This window comes from Microbispora rosea, from assembly GCF_044460045.1.
Taxonomy (GTDB): domain Bacteria; phylum Actinomycetota; class Actinomycetes; order Streptosporangiales; family Streptosporangiaceae; genus Microbispora; species Microbispora rosea.
On record NZ_JBITJO010000008.1, the window covers coordinates 95,011 to 108,147 of the forward strand.

The following is a 13,137-nucleotide window of genomic DNA, read 5'->3' on the forward strand; positions in this document are numbered from 1 at the left end:
TCACGTGATCGGGGCGGGCCGCCTCGGCTGGAACAGCCAGGCGTCGAACAGCTCCTTGAGGTTCTTGCCCGAGACGCGCTCGGCCAGCGCGATGAACTCCTGCGTCGTGACGGTGCCGTACCTGTGGGCGTTCGTCCACTCCCTGATCAGCGGGAAGAACTTGTCGTCCCCGATCTCCCGGCGCAGGGCGTGCAGCGTCATCGCGCCGCGGTTGTAGACGGCGGAGCCGAACAGGTCGCCGGCGCGGGCCGTGCCCGGGGGGTAGTTCCACATCGGGTCGGCCGCGTTCGCGTAGTAGCGCCGGAAGGCGGAATCGGCCGTGTACTGGCCGGCGTGCTCCGCCCACAGCCACTCGGCGTACGTCGCGAAGCCCTCGTTGAGCCACAGGTCCCGCCAGCGCCCGATGCTCAGGCTGTCGCCGAACCACTGGTGCGCGAGCTCGTGCGCGATGATCGTGGGCTCGGGTGAGAAGCCGCCGTAGATGGGCTTGGTCTGGTTCTCCAGCGCGTACCCCGCCGCGTAGTCGTCGATCACGCCGCCGGTGGAGGAGAAGGGGTAGGGCCCGAACACGGTCGACCAGTAGTCGGTGATCTTCCCCGTCTCCGTGAAGAGCTGGTCGAGCGAGCCGTGGAAGGAGTCGGCGACGGCCGCGTAGATCGGCAGGCCCTTTTCGCTCGTGCCGGTGCGGACCTGGAACTTCCCGGTCGTCATCGTGGCGAGATAGCTCGCCATCGGGTGCTTCTCCCGCCAGACGAAGGTCGTCTTGCCCGCCTTGGTCTGCGGCGTCCCCGTCATCTCGCCGTTGGCGATCGCGGTCAGCCCCTCGGGGACGGTGATCTGGAAGTCGTAGGTCGCCTTGTCCGAGGGGTGGTCGTTCGACGGGAACCAGGTCTTCGCGCCGTTCGGCTCACACGTGACGAACGCCCCGTCCGGGGTGGAGATGAAGCCGTACTTGCCGAGGTTGGCGGAGTCGCGCATCGGTTCCGGCACGCCCGAGTAGTCGACCGCGACCGCGAAGCGGTCGCCGTTCGAGATCCGCCTGCCCGGCTCGATCACGAGCTCGTCCTTGCTGCGGGTGAACGCGGCCGCCCCGCCGTCCACCGTCACCCGGCTCACCGCGAGCCCGTGCAGGTCCAGGTCGAAGGACGTCAGGTCCTGTACGGCCTTCGCCTCGATCGTGGCGCTGCCCGCGAGCTTCCTGGACGCCGGATCGTACGACAGGCGCAGGTCGTAGTGCTGGACGTCGTATCCGCCGTTGCCGTCGCTGGGGAAGTCCGGGTCGCCGATGCCCGGGGCTCCCATGGTGCCCCTCGACGCGCCCGCGCCCGGCGATGCCGGGGCGACCGCCGCCGCCGGGGACGGCGCGACCGCGCCCTCGGACGGCGCGCAGGCCGTGACGGCCCCCACGGCCACGGCACAGATCAGCGCGGAGAGCGACCTGCCGGCCCGCACGCCCGTCGGCGTGGTGGTCGGCGCTGGGAACGGAGGAAGAGGATGCGTGGACATATGTGTGGCAACTCTACGCGAGGCCACGGCGTGGTCCCGGTAGTGACCCCGGACGTTTTCCCTGCTCGCAGGGGTCGCCGGGGTCCGCGGGCGGGCAGAGTCAGGCGTCCACGACGAGCGTCCTGGCCGCCTTGTCGTGCAGGGCCTGCTTCCTGCGGTCGAACAGGATCCACGCCAGGTTCACCAGCCCGAGGCAGCACAGCCAGCCCAGGACGATCTCCACCGCCTGCCGCACCGCGATCGGCCCGGGGCCGGCCTGCTCTCCGGTCTCCCGCACGACGCGCATGCCGAACAGCCTCTTGCCCACCGTCTGGCCGCCCCAGAAGGACTGGAGCAGCCAGTAGTAGAAGAACCCGATCACCCCGACGAGAAGGCCGTCGCCGACCGGGATCCGCGCCACCGCCTCCGTCGCGCTGTCGTACGTGACCCTCCAGTTGCCCCAGGTGAGCGGTGAGGTGACGAGCCCGACGAGCACGACGTCGACGATCCCGGCGAACAGGCGGCGCCAGCGGCCGGCGAGCCGCGGCGCCGTCTGCCCGAAGGGCGGGGGCGTCCAGGGACTCCTCGGTTCCTCGTACGGGTTTCCCGGAGGCGGCGGTGTTCCCATGGCTGAATGGTCACCCCGCCGCCCTTCGGGCAAAGCCGGGCACGCGCAAAGGGTGCGTCAGCGGGGTGTCAGAGGGTGCCGCGGCGTTCCTGCTCGCGCTCGATGGCCTCGAAGAGCGCCTTGAAGTTGCCCTTGCCGAAGCCGAGGGACCCGTGCCGCTCGATGAGCTCGAAGAAGACGGTCGGACGGTCCACCACGGGCTTGGTGAAGATCTGCAGAAGGTAGCCGTCCTCGTCGCGGTCCACGAGGATGCGGCGCCTCTTCAGCTCCTCGACCGGCACGCGGACCTCGCCGATGCGGGAACGCAGCTCCGGGTCGTCGTAGTAGGAGTCGGGCGTGTCGAGGAACTCGACCCCCGCCTCGCGCATGGCGTCGACCGTCGTGACGATGTCGTTGGTGGCCAGCGCGATGTGCTGCACGCCCGGGCCGCCGTAGAACTCCAGGAACTCCTCGATCTGGGACTTCTTCTTGCCCTCGGCGGGCTCGTTCAGCGGGAACTTGACCTTGCGGGTGCCGTCCGCGACGACCTTGGACATCAACGCCGAGTATTCGGTGGCGATGTCGTCGCCGATGAATTCCGCCATCTTGGTGAAGCCCATGACCTTCTCATAGAACTCCACCCACTCCTCCATGCGCTCGACGTTGCCGACGCAGTGGTCGACCGCCTGGAAAAGCCGGCCGTTCTTCACCGCGGGCGGCGCGACGATGGGCTCGGCCGCGACGTATCCCGGCAGGTAGAGCCCGGTGTAGTTGGACCTGTCGATCAGCGTGTGCCGGGTCTCGCCGTAGGCCGCGATCGCCGCGACCACGACCTTGCCGTGGTCGTCCTCGACCACGTGCGGCTCCTCCAGGCCACGGGCGCCCTGCTCCAGCGCATGGCGGTAGGCCGTCTCCACGTCCGGCACGTCCAGCGCGAGGTCGATGACGCCGTCGCCGTGCTCGGCCACGTGACGCGCGAGCGGCGTGCCCGCGCGTACGGCTCCGCGCAGTTCGAACCGGGCCGAGCCCGACACGAGGACGTACGCCACCTCGTCGCGGCTGCCCGTCTCCGGCCCTCGGTAGGCCACCAGGCGCATCCCGAAGGCGGTCGAGTAGTAGTGGGCGGCCTGCTTCGCGTTGCCGACCGCGAAGACCACCGCGTCCATGCCGTGAACCGGAAAGACATCGTTCATACGCCAACTGTCCGGTGACGTGGCCAATTTGCGCAACAGTGAGTTGATTTGGTGGACAATGTGCTCAGTCCTCGCCTCATACAAGGGGAAATCGTTATGACGATTGACCACCTCGACGCACAGCTCGTCGCCCTGCTGGCCGCCGAGCCCAGGATCGGCGTGCTGGAGTGCTCCCGGCGGCTGAACGTCGCCCGGGGGACGGTGCAGGCCCGGCTCGACCGGATGGCCGAGAAGGGCGTCATCACCGGCTACGGGCCGGACATCGATCCGGCCGCGCTCGGCTTCGACGTGACGGCCTTCGTGACGTTGCACATCAGGCAGGTCGCGGGGCACGTGCCGGTGGCCGACCAGCTCGCGCTCGTCCCCGAGGTCCTGGAGGTCCACACGATCACCGGCGGGGGAGACATGCTCTGCCGGGTGGTCGCCCGCAGCAACGCCGACCTCCAGCGCGTCATCGACCTGATCGTGGACGTTCAGGGCGTCGTGAGGACCGAATCGGTGATCGCGCTCGACACGCCGGTGCCGTACCGGACCCTCCCGCTCGTCCGTGCGGCCGGGGGTTGACCCGCGTTTTCCACAGTCTCCTCTGTCCGGGGCAGGCTTTTCCACAGACGTGGCGGGAAGTGCCGGACCATCGATGGCCATCGTTTACCGTGGTTCCATCCGCCCAGCTCAGCGCGCACAAATGGGCGTAGCGGGGGTATCGGACTTATCGGGGGTCACAGCGTGGACAGCGCCGAAGAGGGCCCGATCGGGGAGGGCGCCGCGGAACCGCGGGCGTCGCTCGGCGGCCCGAACGGGAAAGGAGGCGGCGGGGACGGCGGCGCGCCGAAGCCTCGCCGGCGAAGACGGCTGCCGCGTGTCCTCCTCGTGAGCCTCGCCACCGGGATCGTCGCGCTTGGCGTGTTCCTGGCCGTGGTGTGGGCGCTGACCCCCATCCCGGACAGCACTCAGGAGCTGGCGACGGCCCAGGGTTCGGTGATCTATTACCGGGACGGCAAGACGGTCCTCGCCACCGAGGGCGTCAACCGCAAGACCGTGCCGCTCGCGCAGGTCCCCCAGGTCGTCAGAGGCGCGGTCATCGCGGCGGAGAACCGGACGTTCTATCAGGACCAGGGCGTCTCCCTGTCCGGAACGGCCCGCGCCGTGTGGTCCACGGTCACCGGCCGGCAGCTCCAGGGCGGCTCCACGATCACTCAGCAGATGGTCCGCAACTACTACAGCGGCCTCGGTCAGGAACGCTCCATCGGGCGCAAGCTCAAGGAGATCATGATCGCGCTCAAGGTGGATCGTTCCAAGACGAAAGACTGGGTGCTGGAGCGCTACCTCAACACCATCTACTTCGGCCGTGGGGCTTACGGCATCCAGGCCGCCGCCCGGGCCTACTTCGACAAGGACGTGCAGAACCTGACGGCGGCCGAGGGCGCCTACCTCGCCGCCGTGATCCAGCAGCCGACCCGATTCGCCAACCCGGCCGGGGCCGCGCTCGACGCGGTGAAGGCCAGATGGACGTCGGTGATCCAGGGCATGCGCGAGATCGGCGCGATCACCCGTGAAGAGGCCGGCGCGCAGGTGTTCCCCACCCTCGCGAAGCAGCGGGCGCCGTTGTCCCTCGGCGGCCAGAACGGCTACATGCTGGCGCAGGTGCGCGCGGAGCTGAACCGGCTCGGCTACACGGACGAGGACATCAACCACGGCGGCCTGAAGGTCACCACGACGTTCGACAAAAAGCTCATGGCGCAGGCCCAGCAGGCGGTCAAGTCGGTCCTGCCGGACAACACCCCCAAGAAGGTCCGCACCGGCCTCGCGGCCGTCGATCCCGCGAGCGGCGAGGTCGTCGCCTTCTACGGCGGTCGTTACGAGACCAACCAGTACGACAACGCCTTCTCCGCCAAGGTCCAGGCGGGCTCGACCTTCAAGCCCTACACACTGGCCGCCGCGCTCGAAGCCGGATACGGGCTCGACGCGCTGGTCTACGGCAACTCACCCATCCGCATCGGCTCCGCCGACATCCCCAACTCCGGGAGCAAGTCGTACGGGCAGGCGATCACACTGCTCCAGGCGACACAGTTCTCGGTCAACACCGCCTTCGTGGACCTCGGGCAGCGCATCGGCCTCGACAAGGTCGTCGCCGCGGCCCAGGCCGCCGGGATTCCCGCCGCGCAGCTCGCCCCGCACCGGAGCGCCGCCACGTTGCCCCTCGGGGTGGCGTCGGTGAGCGCCGTGCAGCAGGCCTCCGGCTTCGCCACCTTCGCCGCCGGAGGCATCCACCATGAGCCGCACGTGATCCGGGCGGTCACCGACACCACCGGTCTCACCCGGAAATTCGCCCCGCCCGGCGTCCGGGCCTTCAGCGAGAACACCGCCGCCGACACGACGTACGCGCTGGAGCAGGTGGTGCGCGGCGGCACCGGCACGGGCGCGCGGCTGTGGGACCGCCCGGTCGCGGGCAAGACCGGCACCACCGACGAGTCGGCGGCCGTGTGGTTCTCCGGCTACGTCCCGCAGCTGGCCGTCGCGGTCGACATGTTCCGCGACGACAACAAGCCGGTGAGCGTCCCCGGTTACGGCGAGCTGTACGGCGGCACGCTGCCCGCCGAGATCTGGAAGACCTTCATGAGCACCGCCATGGAGGGCAAGCCGGTGCGGGAGTTCCCCGACCCGGTCACGTGGAACCCCTACTACTGGGACACCTACGGCATGGCCATGCCCCAGCAGAGCGGGGCGCCCACGGCCTATCCGTCGGGGCCGGACGGGTCGCCCATGCCGTACGGGCCGGGTGACGGGGCGATGGCGTCCGATCCCGACGCGCCCGGTGTGCCCGGCGCGCCCGGTGTGCCCGGTGTGCCGGCAGGGCCGGACGAGGAGCAGCAGGGCGTGACCGGCCACGACGGCGAGGACGCCCCCAGAGGCGGCGCGAACGGCATCCGCGGCGCGAACGGCCCGACCGGCACCGGCCGCACTCGCGATACGGATGCGGCGGACGCCGCCACCCGCGCCGTCCCCGATACGGGGACCACCAGATCCGACCCCGGTGGCACCGACCCAGGCACCCGGCGGACCGGCCAGAACAACCAGAGTGGTCAGGGTGGTCAGACCGGCCCGGTCGCGCAGCTCCCCGGGCCGCAGCTCCCGATCGCCCAGGTTCCCGGCCGCTGACGGCCGGCCACTCCGCCGGCGAGCGCCGCTGACCCTTCAAGCGCTGACCCTTCAGGCTCTGACCGTTCAGGCTCTGACCGTTCAGGCGAGGACGGGGAAGTTGCCGCGGAAGACGTCATGGGGATCGTGGCGGCGCTTGAGGTCACGGAGGCGGTCCACCACCGCGGGGGTGAACGCGTCGGCCACGCTCTCTCCGGGGCTGAGGAAGGTGAAGGGCTTACGCCCGCTGATCGGGAGGGCGTCGGCGAGTGCGCGCTGCTTGGCCGTGATCTCCCCGGCCGTCGCCGGGTCGGCGGGGACGCCGAACAGATAAAGCGCGTACGGCTCGGCCAGCGGTCCGTGCGGGCTGTCGGACGGGCCGGCGAACGCACCGCCCAGATGGCGGATCTGCACGCTCATCAGCGGGGCGATGGGGTCGGCGAGCAACGTCTTGGCCGTCGTGTCGTCCAGCGCGGTCAGCAGTTCGCCGCGGGAGGAGCCGGCCCCGGGGTCGGTGGGCTCGGCGGTGATGGACCCGAGCTCGGAGACCGGCATGATCCGCCGGGTGTCCGACAGCGGCGGGGGAAGGCGGTCCAGGGGAGCCAGCAGGTCGCGAGCCTCGGCCGCCTGACCGAGGTGCGTGGCGTCCACGGCCACCATGGGCGCGGAGCCGGGGAAATGCAGCAGGTCCAGCCAGACGGTCAGCTCGTCCGGCGCGGCGGCGGTGATCCGCCGATAGGCGTCGGCCACGTCCGGCGCGTGCTCGGCCGGCCACAGCACCCGCCCTCCGTAGAGCCGTGGGGCGGGATGGAGGGACAGTTCCAGGGCGGTGACGATCGCGAAGTCGCCGCCTCCGCCGCGCAGGGCCCAGAACAGGTCGGGGTCGGTGTCGCCGGTGACGCGCAGCTGCCGTCCTTCGGCGTCGACGACGTCGAAGGCGGTCACGCTGTCGGCGACCCAGCCGTGTCTGCGGCCGAACCAGCTGAGACCACCGCCGAGGGCGACGCCGGTGACGCTGACGACCGGAGAGCTGCCCGGCAGGCCGGTCAGGCCGTACGCCGCGGCGGCGGCCTGTAGACGGCCGGAGGACACGCCGGCTCCGACGCGGGCGCGCCGGGCGGCCGGGTCGATCTCCACGAAGTCCAGCGGCCGGGTGCGCAGCAGGACGGCGCCGTCGGTGCGGCCGGTCGCGCCGTGCCCGTTCGGCTGTGTGGCGACGGTCAGGCCGGCGGCGCGGGCGTGCCGGACCAGCGCGGCGACGTCGTCGGCGTCGGCGGCCTCGACCACGGCCGCCACAGGTTGTTCGACGGCCAGGTTCCATGGACGGCGGGAGGCATCGAAGCCGGAGTCGCCGGGCAGCCAGACCCGGCCGCGGATGGCCGAGTGCAGGGCGTTCAGTGCGTTCACGATCACTTCTTTCCGTGGTGGCGGGCAGACGGGTCGCAGGCCAGAGGGGTTTCTGGACGTGTTCCACTTTCGACGGGAGCGGGAAGCCGATCAACGCGGTCCTGTGCAATGATCGTGAAGCCTGGGTTAACGATGGGGGCGTCATGCTGGAGCGGCACGAGCTGGAGGCGTTCCTCACCCTGGCGGAGGAGCTGCACTTCGGCCGCACCGCCGAACGCCTGCGGGTGTCCACCGCCCGGATCAGCCAGACCATCGCCAAGCTCGAACGCCGCATCGGCGTCCCGCTGTTCGACCGCACCAGCCGCCGGGTGGAGCTGACCCCGTTGGGACGCAGGCTGCACGAGGAGGTGCGACCCGCCTGGCGCCAGATCACTTCCGCGTTCGAGCAGGCAGTCGCCGCGGGCCGCGGCGTCACCGGCACCCTGCGGGTCGCCTTCGTCGGCGCCGCGGCAGGGCAACTGCTCGTCGGGGCGGCCGACCTCATGCGGCGGCGCGAGTCCGGTTGCGACATCCAGCTCCGGGAGGCGCAGATGGTGGATCTCATGCCCTGGCTGCGCGTCGGTGAGGTCGACGTCGCACTGGGCACCTTCCCCATCGAGGAGCCCGGCATCGCCACCGGGCCGGTCCTGGTGTCGGAGGCGCGGATGCTCGCGGTGCCGTCCGGGCATCCGTTCGCCCGCCGGGAGTCGGTCTCCCTGGAGGATCTGGCCCGGGTTCCCCTGCTCCAGCTGCCCGGCACGCTCCCGGATTCACTGCGTGAGGACCGCACCCCGCGCACCACGCCCTCCGGACGGGTGATCGAACCCGGCCCCTCCGCCGCCACGTTCAACGAGATGCTCACCCTCATCGGCGCGGGTCATGGCGTCTTTCCGGTCGGCGCGCAGGCTCGGCGCTACTACGTCAGGCCCGACGTCGCCTACATCCCGTTCAGCGACGCCCCGCCGTTGCGATGGGGGCTGCTGTGGAGGGGTGACAACTCCACCGCACGCGTCCGCGCCTTCGTCAGGGCGGCCGGCGATCTGGTCGGCGGCCATGCCTGAGAGCGTCCCGTCCTCCCGCTTCTCCCGTGCCGCTTCTACTGTGCCGTTTCTACTGGGCCAGTTCGGCGCGCAGCTCGGCGGGTGTGGTGACCGGCGCCCGGCAGGTGAACCGCCGGCACACGTAGGCCGCAGGCGAACCGTCCACCATGCCCCGCCCTTCGAGCAGCGGCACGTCCATCGGCACGGCGCCGAGCTGTCCCGTGCCCAGCGCGACGACCAGCCCCGGCGTGCCGGACATGAGGGCGGCCCTGTGCAGCGCGCGGGTGCGGGCGTCGTCGGCAGGGCCGACGATCGCCACCTCTGCGGGGCCGCGCAGCGCCGCCTCCGCCACCGCGAGACCCCACCCGGCGAACCGGGCGTATCGCTCCGCCAGCGCGGACACCGTGCCCAGCGCCGCCTCGGCCGCCTCTCGGTGCCGGGCGGAACCGGTGAGCGCGGCGTACGACAGCAGCGCCCCCGCCGCCGCGAACTGGCCCGAGGGCGTCGCGTTGTCGGTGGGGTCCTGGGGCCGCTGGAACAGCCGCTCGCCGTCGTCGGGGGCGTCGTAGAACCCCCCTGACCCGTCGGGGAACCGCGTCAGCACGGTCTCCAGCAGGTCTCCCGCGCGGTGGAACCACCGGCTCTCGCCGGTGACGCCGTAAAGGGCGAGGAAGCCCTCGGCGGCGTTGGCGTAGTCCTCCAGCATGCCGGCGTTGGCCCCCGCCCGGCCGTCGCGTGAGGTCCGCAGCAACCGGGCCGGGTCGCGGCTCACCGTGTGCAGGTCGTCGAGCAGCACGGCCGCCTCGCGAGCGGCCTCGACGAGATCCGGCCGGTCGAAGAGCGCGCCCGTCTCCGCCAGGGCGGCGATCGCGAGCCCGTTCCAGGAGGCCACGACCTTGTCGTCCCGGCCGGGTCGTGGCCGCCGCTCCCGGGCGGCGCGCAGGGCCGTACGGACCCGGTCGAACCGGGCCGGGTCGTCGGGGTCGGCGAGAAGCTGGAGCACCGACGTGCCGTGCTCGAACGTGCCGGTCACCTCGAACACCGAGGCCGCCCAGGCGGCGTCGTCCTCCCCGAGGACCTCGCGGAGCTGCTCGGGGGTCCAGACGTAGAAAAGGCCCTCGCCATGGGCGCCGTCCGGCCCCTCGCTGTCGGCGTCGAGGGCCGAGGCGAACGCGCCCTCGGGGGTGCGCATCTCCCGCAGCAGCCATTCGGCGGTCTCCAGGGCCACTCGCTTGGCCAGGACCGAGCCGGTCGCCCGCCACCAGTGCGCGTAGACCCGCAGCAGCAGCGCGTTGTCGTAGAGCATCTTCTCGAAGTGCGGCACGACCCAGCCGGCGTCGACCGAGTAACGGGCGAAGCCCCCGCCGAGCTGGTCGTACATGCCGCCCCTGGCCATCGCCTCCATGGTCGTCTCGGCCATGGCCACGGCCTCCCCGGTGCCGTGCCGCAGCAGGAACTCCAGAACCATGGACGGCGGAAACTTGGGCGCACCGCCGAATCCGCCCCGCCGCTCGTCGAAGCTCTCCGCGAGGTTCCGTACGGCGAGGTCGAGGGTCTCGGCGGTGGGCAGCGGGCCCGAGGGCACCCCGGTCCGGTCGGCGAGCGCCTCCACCACCTTCTCCCCCTGGGTCAGGACGCCCTCCCGGTCCTGCCCCCAGGCCTGCGAGACGGCGTGCAGCAGCCGCTGGAAGTGCGGCCGGGGAAAGTAGGTGCCGGCGTAGAACGGATGCCCGTCGGGTGTGGCGAAGACCGTCATCGGCCAGCCGCCCTGCCCGGTCATCGCCTGGACCGCGCCCATGTAGACCGCGTCCACGTCGGGCCGCTCCTCGCGGTCCACCTTGACGTTGACGAACAACTCGTTCATCAGCCGCGCGGTGGCCTCGTCCTCGAACGACTCGTGGGCCATGACATGGCACCAGTGACACGCCGAGTAGCCCACGCTGATCAGCAGGGGGACGTCGCGCCGGCGCGCCTCCTCGAAGGCGTCCTCTCCCCAGGGGGACCAGTCCACGGGATTGTCCGCGTGTTGCAGGAGGTAGGGAGAGGTCTCGCCGCCCAGCCGGTTCATAGGGTCAGCCTCTCACACGTCGGAAAAGGACGACCCGAGTGAGGATGACGTGGTGGTCCGCCCGTTACCGGCGCAGTTCCAGGGTGAGATGCGGGGCCAGCGCGTGGAGGAAGCCGAGAGCGTCGAAGATCTCCCCGGCGGAGGCGACGCCCACGGTCCTGGTTTGCCCGGTGAGTATGCGGTCGACCGCCTCCACCGCGAGCGGCGCGGTGATGGCGTAGATGTCCCGGCCGCGTGCCACGGCGCGGCGTTGCGCGCCGCCGGAGCGCACGACGACGTCGACGAGGAAGGTCTGCGCGGACCGTCCGTGCTCGTCGACCGGGGCCGGCGCCGGAGTGTCCGGGTCCGACAATTCCCTGGCGGCCTCGACCGTCATGTAGGTCCGCACATCGGGGATTGACAAATGGCTGGGAATGGTGACGACGTCGGCCATCGTGAACTCTCCGATGACGGCCCGCGGCCCCATCGGGTCGGGGAAGGGCCACTCCAGGGTCGGCGGCTTGTCGTCGCGATACTCCAGCCTGCCGTTCGCGTAACGGACGCGCCGGCCGCCCCGCCGCTCCCCGGAGACCACGCCCGAGGCACGTGTCCCTGCGGTCGGGTGCCAGCCGCTCAGCCCGTACGCGACGTGCGCCTCGTCGGCCGCCGTCCAGTCGCCCATCGCGGCGGTGGCCAGCAGGTCGCCGAGACCGCCGTAGAAGGCCATCGCGGGGACGATCACGGCTCCGGCGGCGCGGGCGCGCTCCGCGAAGTTCGTGAACGTGTCGACGTTGGCCTCGATCTCCGCCGCCACATCCACATAGGGGATCCCGGCGCGCAGCGCCGCCTCGATCACGGGACCGGCCGTCGCGGCGAAGGGCCCGGCACAGTTGATCACGGCCGCCGCGCCGGCCAGTGCGCGGTCGAGCGAGGCCGGGTCGTCGACCGACGCCGGGCGGGCCTCCAGCCCGGATTCGGACGCCGCCTTCTCCAGCTTGGCGGCGTCGCGCCCGGACAGCACCGGGACGAACCCGCGATCCCGCAGCTGTGCCACCACGAAGCGCCCGGTATGCCCGTACGCGCCGAAAACCGCCACTGTGAGACCCGATTCCATCGGTTCTCCTCCTCGAATGATCCACCGCGATCCGTCGTGGACATCCTGACGAGGACGGGCGCCCCATACGAGTGTCTGGAACGCCATCACCCATACAATTCCGGACATGAGCACTGTCGCGCTGGCCGTCACCGACGGGATGCTGCACTTCGAGCTGGCGTTGGCGTACGAGGTCTTCGGGGCCGACCTGACCCACGTGGCCGACCCCTGGTACAGCCTCGTCGTCTGCGGGCCCGGCGCCGTGCGGGCCGGGCGGTTCCGGCTGGACCCCGACCACGGCCTCGACCGGCTCTCGCGCGCCGACACCGTGATCGTCCCGGGGTGGGCCGACGTCGACGTCGATCCCCCCGCCGACCTGGTCGACGCGGTGCGCGCGGCCCACGAGGCGGGCGCACGCGTGGCCTCCCTCTGCACGGGCGCGTTCGTCCTGGCGGCCGCCGGCCTGCTGGACGGGAGGCGCGCGACCACGCACTGGGCGCACACCCGGGAGCTAGCCGCCCGTTACCCGCGGGTGGACGTGGACCCGGACGTCCTGTACGTGGACAACGGCAGCGTGCTCACCTCCGCGGGCAAGGCGGCGGCCATGGACCTGTGCCTGCACCTCGTCCGCCTCGACCACGGCTCCTCGGTCGCCAACACGGTCGCCCGCCGCCTGGTCGTGCCGCCGCACCGGGACGGCGGCCAGTCCCAGTTCGTCACCACCCCGGTGCCCGCCCCCGGCAACCACCCCCTCGCCGAACTGTTCCCCTGGGTGATGGAACGGCTGGACCATCCGCTGACCGTGGAGGACCTGGCCCGCCGGGCGCGGATGAGCGCGCGCAATCTGAGCCGCCACTTCAGGTCGGTCACCGGGACCACCCCGCTGCAGTGGCTGCTGACCCAGCGGATCCGCCACGCCCAGGAGCTGCTGGAGACCACCGACGACGGCATCGAGACCATCGCGGCGGCCACCGGCATGGGCACCGCCACGACACTGCGCCGGCACTTCAACCGCACGGTCGGCGTGCCGCCGGACGCCTACCGCCGCACCTTCCGCTCCCGGACGCGCCCCGGTTCCGGCGGACCACCACCTCCGGGGGAACTCGTGGGGGACCGCGGGGATGTGTTCCGGCCCGTCCCGGCGTAGG

General features: G+C 71.5%; 10 protein-coding genes. 4 read left to right on the forward strand and 6 right to left on the reverse strand.

From position 1 onward, the window contains the following. The 3 genes from ACIBK1_RS29505 to hppD all read right to left on the reverse strand — a co-directional run bounded on the left by ACIBK1_RS29505 (position 1) and on the right by hppD (position 3,285). Complete coding sequence (locus ACIBK1_RS29505) at positions 1-1,506, reverse strand: M1 family metallopeptidase (RefSeq protein ID WP_081903466.1); 1,506 nt, start codon at positions 1,504-1,506, stop codon at positions 1-3. Between the two features lie 100 nt (positions 1,507-1,606). Further along, complete coding sequence (locus ACIBK1_RS29510; protein ID WP_396738971.1) at positions 1,607-2,113, reverse strand: RDD family protein; 507 nt, start codon at positions 2,111-2,113, stop codon at positions 1,607-1,609. A 68-nt stretch (positions 2,114-2,181) separates the two neighbouring features. Then, a complete protein-coding gene (gene hppD, locus ACIBK1_RS29515) occupies positions 2,182-3,285 on the reverse strand; it encodes a 4-hydroxyphenylpyruvate dioxygenase (RefSeq protein ID WP_051761597.1) in 1,104 nt (367 codons plus the stop codon). 96 nt (positions 3,286-3,381) lie between these two features. Here hppD and ACIBK1_RS29520 point away from each other — a divergent pair, with 96 nt between their 5' ends. After that, positions 3,382-3,849, forward strand: coding sequence for an Lrp/AsnC family transcriptional regulator (locus ACIBK1_RS29520; protein ID WP_030507571.1), 468 nt, complete (start codon positions 3,382-3,384; stop codon positions 3,847-3,849). 162 nt (positions 3,850-4,011) lie between these two features. Next, positions 4,012-6,444, forward strand: a complete 2,433-nt coding sequence (locus ACIBK1_RS29525; protein ID WP_396738974.1) for a transglycosylase domain-containing protein — start codon at positions 4,012-4,014, stop codon at positions 6,442-6,444. 81 nt (positions 6,445-6,525) lie between these two features. Here ACIBK1_RS29525 and ACIBK1_RS29530 read toward each other — a convergent pair whose 3' ends face one another. Further along, positions 6,526-7,830: an FAD-binding oxidoreductase gene (locus tag ACIBK1_RS29530; protein WP_396738976.1), complete on the reverse strand. Its 1,305-nt coding sequence runs from the start codon at positions 7,828-7,830 to the stop codon at positions 6,526-6,528. Between the two features lie 143 nt (positions 7,831-7,973). Between ACIBK1_RS29530 and ACIBK1_RS29535 the strand changes: the two genes are divergently transcribed. After that, entirely contained in the window at positions 7,974-8,870 is an 897-nt protein-coding gene (locus tag ACIBK1_RS29535) for a LysR family transcriptional regulator (protein ID WP_396738978.1), read from the forward strand. Positions 8,871-8,919: 49 nt separating this feature from the next. Here the strand turns inward: ACIBK1_RS29535 and ACIBK1_RS29540 are convergent, their stop codons facing one another. Beyond that, on the reverse strand, positions 8,920-10,917 hold the full coding sequence (locus tag ACIBK1_RS29540) for a thioredoxin domain-containing protein (protein WP_396738980.1): 1,998 nt from the start codon (positions 10,915-10,917) through the stop codon (positions 8,920-8,922). A gap of 64 nt (positions 10,918-10,981) precedes the next feature. Further along, complete coding sequence (locus ACIBK1_RS29545; RefSeq protein WP_030507566.1) at positions 10,982-12,010, reverse strand: saccharopine dehydrogenase family protein; 1,029 nt, start codon at positions 12,008-12,010, stop codon at positions 10,982-10,984. 106 nt (positions 12,011-12,116) lie between these two features. Between ACIBK1_RS29545 and ACIBK1_RS29550 the strand changes: the two genes are divergently transcribed. Next, positions 12,117-13,136, forward strand: a complete 1,020-nt coding sequence (locus ACIBK1_RS29550; RefSeq protein WP_030507565.1) for a helix-turn-helix domain-containing protein — start codon at positions 12,117-12,119, stop codon at positions 13,134-13,136. Position 13,137: the final 1 nt, after the last annotated feature.

Coding starts and splice junctions, on each gene's coding strand:
- ACIBK1_RS29535 (WP_396738978.1), top strand. CDS start 7,974: ATGCTGGAGCGGCACGAGCTGGAGGCGTTCCTCACCCTGGCGGAGGAG.
- ACIBK1_RS29510 (WP_396738971.1), bottom strand. CDS start 2,113: ATGGGAACACCGCCGCCTCCGGGAAACCCGTACGAGGAACCGAGGAGT.
- ACIBK1_RS29540 (WP_396738980.1), bottom strand. CDS start 10,917: ATGAACCGGCTGGGCGGCGAGACCTCTCCCTACCTCCTGCAACACGCG.
- ACIBK1_RS29505 (WP_081903466.1), bottom strand. CDS start 1,506: ATGTCCACGCATCCTCTTCCTCCGTTCCCAGCGCCGACCACCACGCCG.
- ACIBK1_RS29545 (WP_030507566.1), bottom strand. CDS start 12,010: ATGGAATCGGGTCTCACAGTGGCGGTTTTCGGCGCGTACGGGCATACC.
- ACIBK1_RS29550 (WP_030507565.1), top strand. CDS start 12,117: ATGAGCACTGTCGCGCTGGCCGTCACCGACGGGATGCTGCACTTCGAG.
- ACIBK1_RS29520 (WP_030507571.1), top strand. CDS start 3,382: ATGACGATTGACCACCTCGACGCACAGCTCGTCGCCCTGCTGGCCGCC.
- hppD (WP_051761597.1), bottom strand. CDS start 3,285: ATGAACGATGTCTTTCCGGTTCACGGCATGGACGCGGTGGTCTTCGCG.